The sequence below is a fragment of the Croceicoccus bisphenolivorans genome (genome assembly GCF_001634625.1).
In the GTDB taxonomy this organism is placed as follows: Bacteria; Pseudomonadota; Alphaproteobacteria; order Sphingomonadales; family Sphingomonadaceae; genus Croceicoccus; species Croceicoccus bisphenolivorans.
In genome coordinates, this window is sequence record NZ_LRSE01000011.1 from 16509 (window position 1) to 34774 (window position 18266).

Here is an 18266-nt window from a genome sequence, read left to right on the forward strand (position 1 = left end):
GTGGAAAAATTCGCCGCTTGATAGCTGACATGAGTGATAGCATTACGCTGCGCCATGCCAGTTGCCGACACCATCCCACTTGCGCCCGTCAATGACGACGAAGGCCAGAAGCTCCCCGCCAACGTCGAGGCGGAGGCCGCGTTTCTGGGTGCCGCGCTGATCGACAACCGGGTGATCGAGGAGATGAACATCCATCTCTCGCCCGACCACTTCTTCGAGCCGCTCCACGCGCGCATCTACGAAAAGCTCGTCACCCTCATCGACCGCAAGGCGGTGGTCACGCCCGTTACCTTGAAGCCCTATTTCGAATCGGACGAGGGCATGAAGGAGATGGGCGGCATCAACTACCTCGCCCGCCTGACTTCGGACGCGCAGGGCCTCATCGCGCCTTACGAACTGGCCGAGCAGATCTACGACCTTGCCCTGCTGCGCCAGCTTGTCAGCGTCGGGCGCCAGCTCGTCACCGATGCGATGGACACGTCGGACGCGGTCGACCCGATGCAGCAGATCGAGCATGCGGAAAGCGCGCTTTACAAGGTGGCCGAAGGGTCCACCACCGGCAGCGAAACGCAAAGCTTTGCCACCGCGACCCGCACCTCGATCAAGCTGATCGAACAGGCGCTGAATTCGGGCGGCCATGTCGCGGGTGTCACCACCGGGCTTTCATCGGTCAACCAGAAGCTGGGCGGGCTGAAGAACTCCGACCTTCTGATTCTTGCCGGCCGTCCCGGCATGGGCAAAACCTCGCTCGCCACCAACTTCGCGTTCAACGCGGCAAACCGCCTGCGCCGCGATCTGGCCGACGGGATCAGCGAGGAGGAATCGGTCGGCGCGGCGACGGCGTTCTTCTCCCTGGAAATGAGCGCGGACCAGCTGGCCACGCGTATCCTTGCCGAACAGTCGGGCATTTCCTCTGAAAACTTGCGCACCGGCAAGATCAGCCGCGAGGATTTCCAGTCCCTCTCGCGCGCGTCGCAGGAACTGGCCGAACTTCCGCTCTATATCGACGATACGCCCGCGCTCACCATCGCTGCGCTGCGTGCGCGTGCCCGCAGGCTTAAACGCCGCCACAACATCGGCTTCATCGTGGTCGACTACCTGCAGCTGCTGCAAGGGTCGGGCCGCGCCAACGACAACCGCGTGAACGAGATTTCCGAAATCTCGCGCGGCTTGAAAACGTTGGCGAAGGAGCTGAACGTTCCGGTCATGGCGCTATCGCAGCTCAGCCGTGCGGTGGAGCAGCGCGAAGATAAAAAGCCGATGCTGTCCGACCTTCGCGAATCCGGCTCGATCGAGCAGGACGCGGATATCGTGCTCTTCGTCTATCGCGAGGATTACTACGTCAACGCGGTGGAGCCGAAGTTTCCGGACGAGAACGACCCCGCCGACGTCCATGAAAAGTGGGAGGCATGGCGCGCGAAGATGGAGCAGGTGACCGGCATCGCCGAGCTGATCGTGGCGAAACAGCGCCACGGCTCCACCGGCCGCGTCCGCATGCGCTTCGAATCGCGCATCACCAAGTTCTCCGATCTCGCCGAAGACCAGTTCGGCGATTACGAGTGATCTCGGCCGCTTAAGGCCCGCAAGTCCACGTACCGTTGAAGCTGCGTTCGGCGCCATCGGCGCGCATGGCGCGAAGCGCTGCCGGATAGGGCGGCGATTCGCCTGTGGCGCCGGGCATCGGCGCCTTGCCGCGCTTCACGTCTATGGTCAGGCCCTTTGCCGCAAACCGGCCGCCTTCGATGATGGCATCGAACCCGCCGGCCTGTGTCGCCATGATCCGCGTTGCGATCCCCGCGAAATGGACCATGCCTTCCGCGCGGCTGTCGGGGGCATCGACGTTGCCCATCGCAAGCAATAGGGGCGAACTGTCGCCGGTGCGGGTGAAGCTGCAGCCAAGTTCGCCATCCAGCGTCACCGCATCGCGATCAGCGGCGGAAAGCGGATCGAGGCGCAGTTCCGAACCGTCGCCGCCGATGGTGCCGCTGTCGATCGGCTCGCCATCGGGCACGCCCGTCACGGTAGCGTCCGGAGTGGCAGATAGCGTTGGTGACACGGATGCAGTCGGTTCCGCCGTCGCGGCCTCTTCCGGCAAGGGGGCTTCTGATTGACATGCAGCCGCAAGGCCGAGCGAGGCGATTGCGGATGCGGTGAGTAGCTGACCGATGATTTTCATACCCGATCAACGGGCTCAGGCGCGAACGGGTTCCGTCAAAGCCCCAGATTGAGCCTGCGACTGACCGTGTAGTCGAGCACCGCGACAAGGAACCACGACACCCGCCAGCGCAGCCGGTTCCACAATGTCGCGCGCTTGGCATGAAGCTGCGGCGTGATTTCCAGCGATGCCGGCAGGTGCTGGCCGATGAAGTCGCGCATCCTGTCTGCCAGTGCGGGATCGTCGATCACCAGCATCAGTTCGAGATTGATGTAGAGGCTGCGCATGTCGAAATTCGCGCTGCCCACGTAAGTCCGGTCGTCCAGCACGATCAGCTTGGTGTGCAGCTTGCAGGCCGCGAATTCCCAGATCCGCGCGCGGCGTTTCAGCAAATACCGATAAAGCGCCCGCGTCGCGCCGATGGTGGCGCCGTTGTCGCTCTTGCCCGCCATCAACAGCCGCGTCTGGCCATTCGCCGCGATCCGCGCGATGCGCCTCACCAGACGTTTGGGCGGAGAGAAATAGGCCATCATCATGTCGAGGCGCTGGCCGCGGATCAGGTCGTCGGAAACAACCCGCGCCCATGTGGACAGGCCCCGCGTCGGCCCGCCGACGACAAGGCGCACCGGCCCCTCGCCCGGATCCCATTCGCGCACGATGCGGCGGATCGCCCGCCACTGCGCCCGGGGGCTGGAAACCCACTCCTCCATCTTCGCGAACCAGCGGCCGAGCATCCCGACAACGCTGCCTTCGACGATAAGGCCAAGATCGTTCCAGCCGTTTTCGTGGGGCGGGGCGAAATAGCTGTCCTCGATGTTGAAGCCGCCGATCATCGCGCGCTGCCGGTCGACGATGACCATCTTCTGGTGGTTGCGGATCAGGTAACGCTGCGACCAACGCGCGGAAAAGCGCCAGTAGCGCCCACCCGCCGCCGCCAGCGGTTCGAAGAAGGCATCGCTGGCCGCCGCGCCGAAACCGTCGATCACCAGCTTGACCGCGACACCGCGCCGCGCCGCCGCCGCCATCGCGTCGCGCACTTTGATCGCGGTCGCATCTTCGGCAAAAATGTAGAAGCAGACGTTCAGGCTCTCTGTCGCCGAATCGATCAGTTCGATCAGGGCATCCAGCCTGTCGCGTCCCGCCGGATAGAACCGCATGGTCTGTCCCTGCGCCTCCACCGTGAACGGGGGCGGGTCGCAGTAATCGGCTGCGGGCATTTCTGCGGGATCGAGGGTTTCGGCCATGGCCTGCATCAAACCGCTGTGCCGCCATGCGCGTTCCCCCGCAATCCTTGACTCTGATCGGCTCCACGCTTAATTGCGGCCCTTTCCCGTATTCCAAGCTTTTTACGGAGTGCCCCATGGCGCGCGTTACTGTCGAAGATTGCGTCGACAAGATCCCGAACCGGTTCGACCTCGTCCTGCTTGCCGCACAGCGTGCGCGCGAGATTTCCGCCGGTGCAGAACTGACCGTCGACCGCGACCGGGACAAGAATCCCGTCGTCGCCCTGCGCGAAATCGCGGACGAGACGGTTCACCCGAAGGACCTCAAGGAAACCCTGGTTCAGGGCCTGCAGAAAGTCGCCGTGGACGACGATGACGAGATCGATGAAATCGGTTCGCTGTCGCGTTCGGCAGAGGCGCTCCGCCTCACCGCCGCCGCACCCACGCGCAACACCTCGCTGGGCGGCGATTACGAAGGCTGATCCTGCGCAGCCGGACCGGTTCCGGCATCGCGAAATTCGAAAAGGGCGACCTTGACGGGTCGCCCTTTTTCGTTGGGCGTTGCCTGCACCTGTACTCTTCCCATTTCGCCCGCGCAGCGTATCCTCTGCCCCACGGGGCGGTACGCGGGGACAGATATGACCGGCGAGGGAATCGAGGCACTGGGCGGCGCAGTGGAAGGCGCAGCACTGGCAAGGGCGGTGGAACCCGCGCATGGCGAAGGTTCGCATGGTGGCACAGGGCATTTCCATGAAGGTGCCTGCCTGAACTGCGCAGCGCCGCTGGCCGGAAACTACTGCGCACATTGCGGTCAGCCCGCCCACCTGCACCGCACGATGGGCGCATTCCTGCATGACCTGACCCACAGCGTCCTGCATCTGGAGGGCAAGACATGGCGCACGCTGCCGATGCTGGCATTTCGCCCCGGCAGACTGACCCGCGAATACATCGACGGCAAGCGCGCCCGCTATGTTTCGCCGATGGCGCTGTTCCTGTTCGCGATCTTCCTGATGTTTGCCGTATTCTCCTTCGCGGCGCCAAAGGCTCCAGCCGACATCGCCGGATCGCAGAACGCGGCGAATCTGGAGCAGGCAATCACCGAGTTGCAGGAAAAGCGCACGGCTGCGGCAGAGGACCTTGCTGCCCTGCCCGCAAACGATCCGGCAAGGGCAGAAACAGAGACCCGGATTGCCGACATCGATGACGACCTTGAACTGATGCGATCACTGACGGTTGGCAATATCGCGGAAACCAACCTGCAGGACGCCTCCCGGTTCGCGCCGCTCCTGCGCAAATGGCGCGAAAATCCGTCTCTGATGATCTACAAGCTGCAGTCCACCGGCTACAAGTTCTCGTGGCTGCTGATCCCGCTGTCGCTACCGTTCGTCTGGCTGATATTCGCATGGAAGCGCCAGTTCGGTGTTTACGATCACGCGGTGTTCGTAACCTACTCGATCGGGTTCATGTCGCTGTTGTTCATCGTCGCCAGCCTGCTGGGCATGGCGGGCGTCGGATCTTCACTAATCACGCTGGCGGTTATCGTCATCGTGCCAGCGCACATCTTTGCGCAGTTGCGTGGCGGCTATGCGCTATCGGGTTTCGGCGCGGCTTGGCGAACGGCAGCGACGCTGGTGATCGCACTGATCGTGATGCTCCTGTTCCTCGCCATCCTGCTGGCGATGGGCGCGATGGGATAGTCCATCAGCCGCTGGATCAGTCTGTGCCGTCCAGCTTTCCGTCGCCCTGATCGGGATCGGTCCGTTCATCCTGTTCCAGCTTGGCCTCCAGCTTGTCCGCGCCTTCGCTCACCTTGTCGGCAGCGACGATCGCGCCTTCGCGCACCGCGTTCTCGGCAACTTCCGCATTGGCGGCAGCATCGGCAGCGGCGCGATCGGCCATCACCGCGGCATTGTCCTGGGTTTCTTCGGAACAGGCGGCCGCGCCGAACATGCTCGCCGTGGCAAGCAGGGCAGTCAGGGTCTTGGGCATTTCGGGAACCTCGTCGTCAATCCGTACATACGGACTACGCGAAGCACCGCTGCTCGTTCCCCGACCGCCCCTCTATGCGGTCACGCCCCTTGCGGCGCTGTACCTCCGCCAAACCGCCGTCCGGCCTTGGGGACACCCACGCTGCCAGTGGTGGCCGGACGCGACGGACCTTTCGGCTCTTCAGGCCGGTCGATCTTGCCGTTTTCCAGCAGGTGATCGATATCTTCGCCCGTCAGCGTTTCGTATTCCAGCATCGCCTGTGCCAGCAGGTGAAGCTTGTCCTCCTGCGTCTTCAGGATATCGGTCGCACGCGCATGGGCATCCTCGACCAGCTTCTTGATTTCGGCATCGATGAGCTTGTTGGTCTCCGCGCCAGCGAACGTGCGCGCAGTCTGGCCCATGCCGAGATAGCCTTCCTGGCTCTGCTCGTACTGCAGCGGGCCGAGCTTGTCGGACATGCCCCACTTGGTGACCATGTTGCGGGCCAGATCGGTGGCATACTGGATGTCCGAAGAGGCACCGGAAGACACCTTGTCGTAGCCGAAGATGATCTCTTCTGCGACGCGGCCGCCCATCGCGACCGACAGGTTCGCGTGCATCTTGTCACGGTGGTACGAATAGTTGTCGCGTTCCGGCAGGCGCATCACCATGCCCAGCGCGCGGCCGCGCGGGATGATCGTTGCCTTGTGGATCGGATCCGACGCCGCCTCGTTCAGCGAAACGAGCGCGTGGCCCGCCTCGTGATAGGCGGTCATCTTCTTCTCGTCGTCGGTCATCACCATGGAGCGGCGTTCCGCGCCCATCATGACCTTGTCCTTGGCGTCCTCGAACTCCTGCATGGCGACAAGGCGCTTGTTGCGGCGCGCGGCCAGCAGGGCAGCCTCGTTCACGAGGTTGGCAAGGTCCGCGCCCGAAAAGCCGGGCGTGCCGCGCGCAATCGTGCGCGAATTGACGTCGGGCGCCAGCGGCACCTTCTTCATGTGGACCGAGAGGATCTTCTCGCGCCCGTCGATGTCGGGCACGGGCACGACAACCTGGCGGTCGAAGCGGCCGGGGCGCAGCAGCGCAGGGTCCAGCACGTCGGGCCGGTTGGTCGCCGCGATGATGATGATGCCCTCGTTCGCCTCGAACCCGTCCATCTCGACCAGAAGCTGGTTCAGCGTCTGCTCGCGCTCGTCATTCGAATTGCCGAGGCCGTGGCCGCGATGGCGACCCACGGCATCGATTTCGTCGATAAAGACGATGCACGGCGCGTTCTTCTTTGCCTGTTCGAACATATCGCGCACGCGGCTTGCGCCGACGCCGACGAACATCTCGACAAAGTCGGAGCCGGAGATCGTGAAGAACGGAACGCCTGCCTCACCCGCGATCGCGCGGGCGAGAAGCGTCTTGCCGGTGCCGGGCGAACCGACCAGGAGGGCGCCCTTGGGAATCTGGCCACCCAGCTTGGAGAAGCGCGACGGGTCTTTCAGGAACTCGACGATTTCTTCCAGTTCCTCACGCGCCTCGTCGATGCCGGCGACATCGTCGAACGTTACGCGGCCCTGCTTTTCAGTCAGCATCTTGGCCTTGGACTTGCCGAAGCCCATGGCCCCGCCCGCGCCGCCGCCCTTCTGGACCTGGCGCAAGGCAAAGAATGCAATGCCGAGGATGAGGAGGAACGGCAGCGACTGCGCAAGGATGTAGAGCAGCAGGTTCGGCTCTTCGGGGGCCTTGCCTTCATACTTCACGTTGTTGTCGGCCAGCAGCTGCGTCAGCCCCGGATCGGAACCGACGGGAATCGTGCTGAACGCTTCTTCGTTCTTCAGCGTGCCGGTGATCCGGTCGGGCGCGATCTGCACCGAACTGACCGAACCTTCGGCCACCTTGTCGCGGAAATCGGAGTAGGCGATGGGCGTGCCGGTCGGCTGCGACCGGTCCCCGATCATGGATACGACGAGGAGCAGGCCGAGGAAAATGCCGCCCCAGATCATCAGGCTTTTCAGCCAAGGATTGCCGCTAGGCTGCTGGTCGTTGTCGTTCATGTGCGTTCGGACTCACCTTTCAACCCCAATGTAGGGGGGACATGGTGAATGGCAAGCAAACGAAAGTCGGTGAATCGCCCTGAATCGGGCACGGCGCGTCAACCTTCGCCGGCACCGTCGTTTCGCGGGGGAGCCGCCGTGAAATGCCACACGCCCGCGCGCGGGGTGCACATCACGCCTGCCAGGGTTCCCTTGTCTCCGCTTTCCAGCGATTCGAGCAACCGGGCAACTTCCTCGCCGCGCGGAGTGCCTTCACTGGCGTATCGCGCGACAATCTCTTCCAGTACGCGAAAACGGACGGAGCGCGGCCCTGCCGGATTATAGGCCAGCTGGCTGCCGTCCTCGCTCATCGAGACCTGGGCCGCGAACTCGTGCCTTGCGGCGAATTCCAGCACGTCGGCCACATCGCGCAAATGGATCGCACTGGCGGCAAGGCGCATGGGGTCGAGCCAGTCCGCATCGGCCAGTCCCTGCCGCACGCGGGCGCGATCATAGGCGGGATCGGCGTTGGACGGATCATCCACCGCTTCCAGCCCCGCCCGCTCCACGATCATCGCCAGTTCCGCGCGCGGCATGGTGAGCAGGGGCCGGATCAGCATGATGTCGCTGCGCCCCGGCATCATCCCGCGTTCGCGCATCGCGCCCAACCCGCGAATGCCGGACGCGCGATTCAGCCGCATGAGCAGGGTTTCGGCAATGTCATCGGCATGGTGGGCCGTCGCCACGAACCGCAACCCTTCGCGCGAAGCCCAGGCGCCCAGCGCGGCATAGCGTTCGCCTCGCGCGCGGGCCTGCACATTGCCGCCCGGTTCCAGCGACACATGCAAGGTTTCATGCGGCACGCCGAGGTCTGCGCAAGTGCGCGCAACAAAGGCTGCTTCGTCCGCCGCCTCAGGCCGCAGGCCGTGATCGACTGTCGCGACCTTGATCGCAGAGGGCATCGCCTGCTGCGCCAGCACGAGCAGCGCAAGGCTGTCCGGCCCACCGGAAACGGCCAGCCCCAGCGTCTCGCCATTGCCCAAGCCAAGCCGCGCGCATTCCTGCGCAAAGCGAACCGGTAAGTTCATGCCCCCCTTCCGCGACCGTTACTTGCAGCCGGCCCTGGTCGCGGTTTCGCCCGAAAGCGACGCCAGCCTGCCGTTCGCTTCGTTGGGATAGACGAGGCGGAATTCCTCGAGCGCCTCGCACGCCTTGGTCTTGTTGCCCAGCTGCAGGGTGGCAATGGCAAGGTAGACGAGGCTGTCGGGCGCGCGTGCGCCGCCGCGATTGTCGAGGTAGTTCTTCAGGAATGCCTCTGCCGCCGGACGCGGCTTACCATCGTCGAGATAGGCGCGGCCCAGCAGGTTCTGCGCATAGGATGCCCGGCTGTGAGTCGGGTAATCCTTCAGCATCTGGGCAAGCTGCTTCTGCGCCGCGGCGTACTGGCCGGCATCCCACATGCGGAAGCCATAGACATAGGCATCATCGCCCGCATCGCCCGTGCTCGGCTTCTCTATCGCAGCCGCGGCCGTACTTGCCGGTGGCGTTGCCGCAGGTGCAGGTGTCGGCGCAGGTTTCGCCACCGGCGGAGCACCCGCGCCGCTGCCGATACCGCCATCGGGTTCGACCGGCATCGGCGCTTCCAGTTGCTTCGCCTTCATCTCCAGTGCTTCAAGCCGCGCGTTCATCAGGCGCAGCGCGTTCTGGTTCACTTCGGTCTGCGCGGTCAGTTGGGCAAGCGCCGATTCAACCGAATCCATGCGCGCGAGCAGATCCGTGACCGGCCCGCTCGATGGCGGGACGGGTGAGGTGGCGGCGGGCTGGGCGGCAGTGATCTCGGGCTCGAAATACTTGCCGTCTGCGCCCGGGAAAACCTTGCGCTGCAGCGCTTTCACTTCGGCTTCGAGCTTGCGGATGCGGGTCGCATCGTCTTGCGCGGCGGCAGGCACCGGTGCGAGCATGGAGGCGGACAGCAACGTGCCCAGAAAGAAAGCCGGCAAGCGGCGGGCGGAGCGTGCGGGAATCATGAACGGACCTTTCTGGGTTCTCGTGTCTTTTTGCTCGTGCATCAGGCCGTTCCTGCCAAGGTCATGCCAAACGGGCGCTTAACGAAGTGGGTAAACCGGCAATCAGGGAACACTCGCACCGGACGCGCGCGCATTGAGCGAGGCGGCATCGACGGGCACGTTCCTGATCGTGCGCTGCTCTGTCGCAAGGGGGGCGACTTCGCGACCGCCGATGGTGATCTTCAGCGCATCGGGGCGACCGGTCCATACTTGCGGACCGTCGGCATCTTCGGGAATCGTGAAACTTTCATCGAGCGCCATCTGCTTCTGGAACAACTGGCGGTTGTTGCGGTCGTAGAACTTGACCCAGATACCGTCGACCGTGGCCGTGAAAGTCACGGCACCTTCCGGCACGGTTTCTTCCGCCGGTGCGGCAGTGGCTGCGGCAGGCGGCGTGGCGGCCACTTTCCGCTCTGCCTCAAGCGGGGGCAGTTCGCTGGCGGGCATAAAGAACCCGCGCCACACGAAAAAGCCCACGAGAAGCACCACGACCAGCAAGCCGCCCACGCCCCATGCCAGTGCCGACGATGGCACTCGCGCCGGATCGCCCGGCTCCAGATAATCCAGATTGCGGACCGGTGCCTGCGGCCCTGCGACGCCCATCTCCTCTCGCACCGCCTCGACGATCTCCGTCTCGTCGATGCCCAATGCGCGGGCATAGCTGCGCGCGAAGCCGACGGCGTAAGTGCGGCCCGGCAGGTCTGAGAAGCGGCCTTCCTCGATCGTGTCGAGATGACGCTCCGCGATCTTGGTACGCTCCCCCACTTCGGCGCGCGACAGTCCCTGCCGCTCACGCTCGGCCCTCAGCCTTGCGCCAACCCCGCCAGCACCCGCATCGAGCGTGGCTGCCGCGTCCACATCGTTCGCGGGGGGGGTGCCGGTACCGTCTTCGCTATCGTCCACTCGATCTGTCGCCTCTGCTCGTATGGCTCCATTGCAAGGCAAGCGCGCAGCGCCGCGCAAGTCAAGCGAGCCAAAGGGGATTTGCGCTACTTACTGGACCTGTGAAACCAAAACGCCAAAGGCCAAGGCGTTCCCGCCATAAAAGGCCGTGTCCGCGATTGTCACGGTCAATCCCACTCGATGCCGCGTTCCTCCGCCCATGCGATCATCGCAGATCGCAGATCGGGCACCGGCTCGCTCAGCCAGCGGTCCATCGCGCGCGCGATTTCGTTCGTGTCGATCTTGCGCACCATTTCCTTCAGCGGGCCGACCGATGCGGGCGTGATGGAAAGCCTGCGGATGCCTAGGCCGATCAGGGCCAGCGCCTCCAGCCTGCGTCCGCCCATCTCTCCGCATACCGTCAGGTCGACCGTATGGCCTTCCAGTTGCCGGACAACGCGGCGCAGGAAACGCATGATGGCAGGGCTGAGCCAGTCGTACCGTTCCGCCAGCTTAGGGTTGGAGCGATCCGCCGCGAACAGGAACTGGGTGAGGTCGTTCGTGCCGACCGACAGGAACGAAAGCTTGGGCGCAAGGACATCCAGCACTTCGGCCAGCGCAGGCACTTCCAGCATCGCGCCGTAACGAACCTGTTCGGGCACCATCTTGCGCCGCTTGCGCAGGAAATCCAGCTGGCTTTCGAACACGCGCTTCGCCGCGTCGAACTCCCATGGCTCGGACACCATCGGGAACATGACGTTGAGCGTCCTGCCTGCGGCTGCTTCAAGAAGCGCGCGGGCCTGCGCCTTCATCAGCCCCTCCCGTCCCAGCGCAAGGCGCAGGGCGCGCCAGCCCATCGCCGGGTTCTCGTCGTCCCGCCCCTCGTCCTCGCCGCGCAGATAGGGCAGGGACTTGTCTCCGCCGATATCGACGGTGCGGAACACGACCGGCTTGTCGCCTGCTGCGTCCATCACGTCGCGATAGAGCCGCGTCTGCCGCTCACGCTGAGGCAGGGTGGCCGAGACGAGGAACTGGAACTCGGTCCGGAACAGGCCGATGCCGTCGGCCCCCGTCATGTTCAGCGCCGGCACGTCGTCGCGCAGGCCCGCGTTCACCATGATCGTGATGCGTTCGCCATTTTTCGAACACGGCTCCACGTCGCGCAGGGCCGCGTAAGTCGCCTGTTTCTCGCGGTTCCTGGCGGAGCGCGCCTCGAACGCCTCGATAATGGCTTGTCCGGGCCGGATATTGGCAATGCCCTGCGTAGCATCGAGCAGGATTTCATCGCCCTCGCGAACGAAACCGCGCAGCCCCTGAACGCGGCCCAGCACCGGCACGCCCATCGCGCGCGCGACGATGACGACGTGGCTGGTAAGCGATCCTTCCTCCAAAATCACGCCCTTCAGCCGCCGCCGGTCGTATTCTAGCAGTTCGGCCGGGCCGAGATTGCGCGCGATCAGGATGGCATCGCCGCGCAGGCCCATCGTCGCCGCAGTGCCCACCTGCCCCGACACGATCCGCAACAGGCGGTTCGACAAGTCTTCCAGATCGTGCATGCGATCGGCCAGCAGGGCATCGTCGATCTGGCGCATGCGCATACGGGTGCGCTGCTGCACGCGCTCTATCGCTGCTTCCGCTGTCAGGCCGGAATCGATCGCCTCGTTGATCCGGCGTGACCAGCCTTCGTCATACGCGAACATCTTGTAGGTCTCGAGCACGGCCTCGTGCTCTCCGCCCACGCCGAACTCGGCCTGGTTGGCCATCTTGTCGATCTGCTCGCGCATCTTGTCGAAGGCGAGGTAGACGCGCTGGCGCTCCGCCTCGGTATCCTCGGCCACGACATGTTCGATATTGATGCGCGGCTGGTGGAACACCGCGTGCCCGCCGGCCAGCCCCTTCACCAGCGGCAGGCCGGAAAGCTGCTGCGGGTCGACGAACTGCGGGCTGGCCGAAAGCGCGTCGTGTTCGTCGATCAGGTCCGCGTTGGAAATCAGTTCGGCAAGGACCATCGCCACGGTCTGCAGCGCCTCTATCTCGATATCCTCGTAGCGGCGCGGTTCGACATGCTGGACGACAAGCGCGCCGACAGCACGCTCACGCCGCACGATGGGAACGCCGGCGAAGGAGTGGAACTTTTCCTCGCCCGTTTCCGGGCGGTAGAGGAAGTCGGGGTGTGCCGCCGCCTCGGCAAGGTTCAGCATCTCGACGTTTTCGGCGATCGTGCCGACAAGGCCCTCGCCAATGGCTAGCCGCGTCACGTGGACTGCGCTTTGTTCAAGTCCGCGCGTCGCGAACAGTTCGAGCATGCCTTCGCGCAGCAGATAGACCGAGCAGACCTCGCTATGCAGGTTTTCGCCGATGACATCGACGACCTGGTTCAGCTTGGCCTGCGCGCTGGCGCGCGAGGCCATGACCTCGTGAAGGTTCGTCAGGATCGAGCGGGCGGCGGAGACAGCGGTCTGCATGTTATTTGCGTTAAAGCACAGTGCAGGTGCAGCGCGAAAGGGGGAATGCAGCAAAGCGGCAAGGCTTGGCGCGACTTTGCCCGCTCCCACGTGCCCGCGAAATACAAACGCCCCCGGCCTTGCGGCGCGGGGGCGTGGCTGTTTCGTCGTGCGATCTATTCAGAGTCAGTGAAGCGCCATTTCCTCCTTGATACGCAGCTTCGCTCGCTTAAGTCGCTGGATTCTCGCAGCATCCGGCGCGGGGCGCGCCTGCTCGTCACGTAGCTGCCGGTCGATCCCGGCGTGCTTGGTCTGAAGAGCGCTGATGTGCGTCGATTCCATGGCAATCTCCTGCGTTGGTGTGGTGACGTTCCCTGAACCGTTTGTATTCTCTACCTTTCGCTTTGCGGCCCGCTGGTCCGGCGGACCGAAAACCGGTTTCCCGACTCGTTAGTCTTCTCTACCGGCAGGAAAGATTGAAACACGGATCGGCCGGTTTGCGAAGGGATGTTTCAGAAATATTTCGATGAGGCGGGCAATATGGCGGACGGGCGCAAGATGCCTGCGTTCAGGCGATTGCACTCAGCGGCAGCCCGTGCGAAAGACGCGCCGCCGGTGACGTCCGGCAGGTCTGGTTGGGGGCGAAGGCGCGCATGACCGAAGACGAGATGCGCAAGCGACTGGAAATATTGCGGATCGAGCATCGCGACCTCGACGCCGCGATCGCCGCGCTTTCCGAAAATCCCTCGGCCCAGCTTCAGGTCGCCCGGCTGAAGAAGCGCAAGCTGCTGCTGAAAGACCAGATCGCGCTGATCGAGGATGCGTTGATTCCCGATATCATCGCGTGATTTGTTTTTAGTCCCTCAAGCGTCGGGCGGAGTGCATCCGGCCCGCTTGGCTACCTCGCATAAGCTCGGGCGGCCGTTCGGCCTTGCGGGAGTCGCTGCGCGCGCCTTTTCTTGTTTCGCCCTCAAGCGCCGGGCGCGGGCCATCCGGCCCGCTTGGCTACCTCGCACAAGCTCGGGCGGCCGTTCGGCCTTGCGGGAGTCGCTGCGCGCCCCGGACGATTGCCGGAAGGTCAGCCCAGCGCTTTCCATACGCCGAACAGGCTGGTGGCCGCCAGCACCACGCCGACGAAGATCAGGATCGGCTTTACCGGCAGCTTCTTTGCCGCCCATGCCCCGATCGGCGCAGCCGCCACGCCGCCAACGATCAGGCCCAGCGTCGCGCCGGCAAGATCCGCGATGCCGATCTGGCTGATGAACGTGACCGAAACCGCGATCGTCAGGAAGAATTCGACCGAGTTGACCGTGCCGATCACTTTTCGCGGTTCCACGCCCTGCACCAGCAGGTTCGAGGTGACGACCGGCCCCCATCCGCCGCCGCCAGCCGCATCCAGAAATCCGCCGACAAGCCCCAGCGGCGCAACGTGCTTCGCCTCGCGCGGTTTGGGCGGCCAGAATATCCCGCGCACCAGCAGGTAGAGGCCGACAAGCGTAAGATAACCCAGCACGAAGGGTTTCACGACAGAGGCATCGACACTGGTGAGCAAATAGGCGCCGGCCACACCGCCTGCCACGCCGGGCAAGAGCAGCTTGAAGAACAATCGCTTGTCGATATTGCGATGATAGAGGTGGCTGAGGCCCGAAGTCGCGGTGGTGAAGCATTCGACCACGTGCACGCGGGCCGATGCCATTGCCGGCGGCACACCGAGCACCCCCACCAGCAGCGTGTTGCAGATCACCCCGAACGCCATCCCCAGCGCGCCGTCGACAAGCTGGGCGGCAAAACCGATGGCCATGTAGGGAAGCAATGGTTCGAGAAACGAGATGTCCATGACCACGGTTGTCTCACGCGGCGTGATTGCCGGATGGACAATTATCCGCGCGAGCCCCGGTTCCACGAGACAGCTTTACGATCGCCCTGCAAAGACGATCTTCCTTGCCCAAACCGCTATTTGCGGCGGTAGCGAAAATACCAGACCTTAGTGGCCATACTATCATAATACACTGATATATAATATCTAATCAGCATTTTTGGATGCCCATTTTCGCGGCTGGCAATCACCGGGTAATCACCATGCCAAATTTGGTAAGCACGCGCCCCCATAAACGGATTTCTGCGTTTGCGATCATGACGCGGGTGCTGCCAATCGGAAGCAGGTGGCGAAACGCTTGCGATCAGCCGCGCTTATCCCTGCTTCTGTGAATAGGTTTTCCCACCGTGTCGCTACGATTCTGCTCATGTCTTCGGCTATTGCTTTCGCGTCATCAGGGCCGAGGTCGAAGACTGCGGCACCGGCGAGTGCATTCTCGATCGTTGCATTGCGGCCTTCCGGCCCCACACCGAGGACGAGCCGTCGCTCCAGTCCCAGCTGCGGTTTCGGCACTACATCGTAAAGCGGCGATAGCCGCCAACCCTCACCATCGAACAGGAAGCCGTGATTACGTAGGTGATCATCATCATTCGTGACGAGGATATTGAGCAGCATACGACGAAATAATTCGTGCAGATCCTGGCGTACTTCGGTTCCGAATTGCCGGATCGCTCCTGCGAGATCGGCATAGCTGAAGCTGCTGACCTCGCTCTCATGCGCCCCGAGCATTGTGAGCCCCGAAGCAAAGGGCCTGCGTTCCAGCCAGTTGCCGTGAGGAATCCGATCGAACCGCTCGATCAGATAGATGTCGCGATCAAGGACACAGCGGAAGTCGAGTGGCGGCACATCGAGACCACACTCGCTGGCAAGCCGCATTGTCGCTAGTTCTACCCGGCATTCGGGAAAGCTGTCTCCCCGCTTCTGGAATTTCGCGATCCAGGGTTGGTCGCCGATTTTTGTAGCAGCCTTCGGCCGGGCGCCGCCCAGAGATGACCCGGCGGCTAGCAACGCCCTCATGTTCTCGTCGAGTTCGTCGACATGCTGCGCGCGTTCGGCGGCTTCTGCTAGCTCTGCGAGCGTGAACTCTTCGCCCGGAGCAGGGCCGTCCCCCCATGGCGTAATTCTCTCAGGCTGGGCGGATGTCGGCCCAAAGGCGAGCGCACCCACGCGATGTTCGCCCGAGGCCAGAATGAGATCGATTTCGCTCGGCAAGCGATCGCCCATCGCCTTGTACATCAGGTATTGGCCCCAGCCATCGGGAGCAGCATCTCGAATGCCGCCGAACACGGCAAAGCCTTCTTCCGTCCTGAAGGTTCGAGAACTTCCAGCTTCGTGCAACGGTAGAGCCACAGGATCGACCGGAATACAGTCAGCGCGTTCCAGATATCGCCGCCCGTAAGCGAAGGTAGCAAACTGGTTGCGCGGTTCGTCGGTCATCGTGAGAAGGCCTGCCGGAACAGGTCCTTCCTCAAGATGCACGAAAACATAGGTGCGGATGGTCGTCACGGCTTGCTAGAAATCCAGATCATCGTCGCTGACAGCATGGGTTTTTTGGGGCAGGCGGGACAAATCCTCGCTGATCCCGGCCCGGTCACTGTCTGGGGATACCAACTCGGCAAGGCGCTGGGTCATCCCCAGAACATGCAAGGCGCTCGCCAGAACCGCGAGGCCCACGGTAGGATCTCCCGCTTCGAGACGTTGCAGCGTTTGAACCGAGACGATCATGCGCTCGGCCATCAAACGCTGAGGGAGTTTTCTCCGGCGGCGCGCAAGGGCGATATCCTTGCCTAGCCGTGCGATTGCACGTTGGCTCTGGGGCGGTAGTCCGCTAGCTGCTCGAGACGAACGGGGCATAGCTCCATATGACATATCATGCGAAATTCTGCAAATAGAAATGATATGTCATGTTTTTTGGTCTCCCGCGTGAGGCAAATTTTTAGAAGGCAGACGCTTCAACGCCTTCTACGCAAGGCTTGCGATGACCATGGTTGAGTGGAGAGGCGCTGGTGAGCTGTCGCTAGCCCGAGGCTTGGTCGCCATATTCCGAAAAATCGCTGCGCAGTTGCGCGATTTCTCTCAGCGACTATATTGAAAACGTCACGCATGTCGGCATCGTTCGACAGCCTCGGAAATGAATTCCGAGGTCCCGTCCTCCAGTCGGAGGTTAACCGGCGGACCCTGCAAGAGGGTTCGCCGAGTTTCGTTCGAACGCTCTCGCAGGTCCAACCCGAAGGAGCATCGAATGCATTATTCAAACGAGGAAATCGAACGCGCGAAGACATTATTCGCTCGTGAGACAGGTAAAGCCGGCCATGGCAGAATGGCAGTTGCCGCGATGGCTGGGATGAGCAAGCCAGGCAAAATCAGCCATATCACCCATCGGCGGACTTGGCGCGACTACCTTCCGAAGGCACGACGTGCTCTACAAAAGGAAAGATCGGATCGAGATTTTCGATTGGGCTAAGTGAGTTGTCGAATGCTCTGAACTGACCAGCTCGTGGAGTGGCAATAAGAATCAATGGCGCAAGTGAGAAGCCGCCGCGGCAGATAGGTATACCTCGCGGCTGACCGGCAATGGCGATGCGACGCTCAAACAGACGGGGTCGAAGCGCAGAAACGACTCCTTTCCAACCTGCTCTCACAATACAGGAAGGCTGGAGGGGAGGGGGCCTTTGTGAGCGAACCGAAAGGATCGCGATGTGCCATGTCCCACCGATATTCGACCCAGATAAGCTCTTTGGAAGCAACCGCCCGCAAGATCTGCGAAAGCCGGGGCGGCAAATGGTCCGGCACCAAGGGAATGGCCTGCTGCCCTTCGCATGATGACCGCACGCCGTCCCTGAGTGTTTCGCTCGGCCGACAAGCCATCCTCTTCCACTGTTTCGCGGGATGCGATCAGCAGAGCGTGTTGTCTGCATTGGCGCGTGAAGGTGTCGACGCAACCTCGCTCTTTTCAGGTTCTGCGACTACCGACGGTTCTGAGCCGACCAGAACGCGCAAACCCTCAGCGGCAGCACTGAGGATTTGGCGCGATGCACAGCCGTTGCGTGCCAGTCCGGCAAAGTCATATCTTGAAAGCCGCGGCATCCTTGCCACATCGCCGGCGCTCCGCTTCCATTCACGAACGCCGCTTGGTCCGATGGGACGCACCCGCTTCTTGCCGGCCATTATCGCGACGGTCAGCCTCGACGAGGGGCTGATCGCCATCCATCGCACGTTCCTTTCGGGCAATGCCAAGGCCGAATTCGACAAACCGAAGCGCGCGCTCGGCGCGCTCGGTGAAGCTGCTGTTCGTCTCTTCGCTCCAGTTTCCGGCAAGCTTGGCCTTGCCGAGGGGGTCGAGAGCGCGATGTCGGCCTATGCTCTCACCGGCATTCCCGTCTGGGCGACCCTGGGCAATGAGCGCTTCGGTCTCGTCAGCGTGCCTGAGAGCGTGACCGAGCTTCACCTCTTCGTCGATCACGATGCTGGCGGCGAGCTGGCTGCGTCGCGTGGCCTGGCCGCTTATGCCCGCGATGGGCGGACGATCCACGTTCGCAAACCATCCTCACGCGACACCGACTGGAACGATGAACTGACAGCATGGCTGCGCCGCAAAGCGGCGCGGTAGAGGAGAGAGGGCTTCTCG

18 protein-coding genes are annotated in these 18266 nt (G+C 63.1%); 6 read left to right on the forward strand and 12 right to left on the reverse strand.

Going from position 1 to position 18266, the window contains the following annotated elements; translation table 11 throughout:
- Positions 1-54 precede the first annotated feature (54 nt).
- A complete protein-coding gene (locus A7A77_RS12330) occupies positions 55-1563 on the forward strand; it encodes a replicative DNA helicase (protein ID WP_066558568.1) in 1509 nt (502 codons plus the stop codon).
- A 10-nt stretch (positions 1564-1573) separates the two neighbouring features.
- Here A7A77_RS12330 and A7A77_RS12335 read toward each other — a convergent pair whose 3' ends face one another.
- Both A7A77_RS12335 and A7A77_RS12340 read right to left on the reverse strand, forming a co-directional pair.
- Positions 1574-2176: a hypothetical protein gene (locus tag A7A77_RS12335; protein WP_066558571.1), complete on the reverse strand. Its 603-nt coding sequence runs from the start codon at positions 2174-2176 to the stop codon at positions 1574-1576.
- 35 nt (positions 2177-2211) lie between these two features.
- Positions 2212-3399, reverse strand: a complete 1188-nt coding sequence (locus A7A77_RS12340) for a phospholipase D-like domain-containing protein (RefSeq protein ID WP_066558772.1) — start codon at positions 3397-3399, stop codon at positions 2212-2214.
- Between the two features lie 116 nt (positions 3400-3515).
- Here A7A77_RS12340 and rpoZ point away from each other — a divergent pair, with 116 nt between their 5' ends.
- Both rpoZ and A7A77_RS12350 read left to right on the forward strand, forming a co-directional pair.
- On the forward strand, positions 3516-3860 hold the full coding sequence (gene rpoZ / locus A7A77_RS12345) for a DNA-directed RNA polymerase subunit omega (protein WP_066558574.1): 345 nt from the start codon (positions 3516-3518) through the stop codon (positions 3858-3860).
- A gap of 156 nt (positions 3861-4016) precedes the next feature.
- A complete protein-coding gene (locus A7A77_RS12350) occupies positions 4017-5075 on the forward strand; it encodes a DUF3667 domain-containing protein (RefSeq protein WP_066558576.1) in 1059 nt (352 codons plus the stop codon).
- A gap of 16 nt (positions 5076-5091) precedes the next feature.
- Here A7A77_RS12350 and A7A77_RS12355 read toward each other — a convergent pair whose 3' ends face one another.
- The 7 genes from A7A77_RS12355 to A7A77_RS17510 form a co-directional block, all read right to left on the reverse strand.
- Positions 5092-5367 carry a hypothetical protein gene (locus tag A7A77_RS12355; protein WP_066558578.1) on the reverse strand — a complete coding sequence of 92 codons (276 nt, stop codon included), beginning with the start codon at positions 5365-5367 and terminating at the stop codon, positions 5092-5094.
- Positions 5368-5447: 80 nt separating this feature from the next.
- Positions 5448-7391, reverse strand: a complete 1944-nt coding sequence (ftsH, locus tag A7A77_RS12360) for an ATP-dependent zinc metalloprotease FtsH (protein WP_066558581.1) — start codon at positions 7389-7391, stop codon at positions 5448-5450.
- Positions 7392-7489: 98 nt separating this feature from the next.
- Positions 7490-8458: a tRNA lysidine(34) synthetase TilS gene (tilS, locus tag A7A77_RS12365; RefSeq protein WP_066558584.1), complete on the reverse strand. Its 969-nt coding sequence runs from the start codon at positions 8456-8458 to the stop codon at positions 7490-7492.
- Positions 8459-8476: 18 nt separating this feature from the next.
- Positions 8477-9397, reverse strand: coding sequence for a tetratricopeptide repeat protein (locus A7A77_RS12370; protein WP_066558775.1), 921 nt, complete (start codon positions 9395-9397; stop codon positions 8477-8479).
- Between the two features lie 102 nt (positions 9398-9499).
- Positions 9500-10339 (reverse strand): helix-turn-helix domain-containing protein, encoded by an 840-nt coding sequence (locus A7A77_RS12375; protein ID WP_245638470.1) that lies wholly within the window; start codon positions 10337-10339, stop codon positions 9500-9502.
- A 167-nt stretch (positions 10340-10506) separates the two neighbouring features.
- Positions 10507-12783 carry a phosphoenolpyruvate--protein phosphotransferase gene (gene ptsP / locus A7A77_RS12380; RefSeq protein ID WP_066558587.1) on the reverse strand — a complete coding sequence of 759 codons (2277 nt, stop codon included), beginning with the start codon at positions 12781-12783 and terminating at the stop codon, positions 10507-10509.
- A 165-nt stretch (positions 12784-12948) separates the two neighbouring features.
- Entirely contained in the window at positions 12949-13104 is a 156-nt protein-coding gene (locus A7A77_RS17510; RefSeq protein WP_082836110.1) for a YdcH family protein, read from the reverse strand.
- Between the two features lie 311 nt (positions 13105-13415).
- Between A7A77_RS17510 and A7A77_RS12385 the strand changes: the two genes are divergently transcribed.
- Positions 13416-13610 (forward strand): YdcH family protein, encoded by a 195-nt coding sequence (locus A7A77_RS12385; RefSeq protein ID WP_066558589.1) that lies wholly within the window; start codon positions 13416-13418, stop codon positions 13608-13610.
- A gap of 230 nt (positions 13611-13840) precedes the next feature.
- Here A7A77_RS12385 and A7A77_RS12390 read toward each other — a convergent pair whose 3' ends face one another.
- The 3 genes from A7A77_RS12390 to A7A77_RS18585 all read right to left on the reverse strand — a co-directional run bounded on the left by A7A77_RS12390 (position 13841) and on the right by A7A77_RS18585 (position 16375).
- Positions 13841-14599 (reverse strand): sulfite exporter TauE/SafE family protein, encoded by a 759-nt coding sequence (locus A7A77_RS12390; RefSeq protein WP_066558785.1) that lies wholly within the window; start codon positions 14597-14599, stop codon positions 13841-13843.
- 294 nt (positions 14600-14893) lie between these two features.
- The gene (locus A7A77_RS12395; protein WP_066558592.1) at positions 14894-16144 is read right to left on the reverse strand and encodes a type II toxin-antitoxin system HipA family toxin; all 1251 of its coding nucleotides are present in this window, start codon (positions 16142-16144) and stop codon (positions 14894-14896) included.
- 6 nt (positions 16145-16150) lie between these two features.
- Positions 16151-16375: an XRE family transcriptional regulator gene (locus A7A77_RS18585; protein ID WP_245638471.1), complete on the reverse strand. Its 225-nt coding sequence runs from the start codon at positions 16373-16375 to the stop codon at positions 16151-16153.
- A gap of 505 nt (positions 16376-16880) precedes the next feature.
- Between A7A77_RS18585 and A7A77_RS17920 the strand changes: the two genes are divergently transcribed.
- Positions 16881-17102, forward strand: coding sequence for a hypothetical protein (locus tag A7A77_RS17920; RefSeq protein ID WP_156500553.1), 222 nt, complete (start codon positions 16881-16883; stop codon positions 17100-17102).
- A gap of 240 nt (positions 17103-17342) precedes the next feature.
- Positions 17343-18248 carry a DUF7146 domain-containing protein gene (locus A7A77_RS12405; RefSeq protein WP_066558596.1) on the forward strand — a complete coding sequence of 302 codons (906 nt, stop codon included), beginning with the start codon at positions 17343-17345 and terminating at the stop codon, positions 18246-18248.
- Positions 18249-18266: the final 18 nt, after the last annotated feature.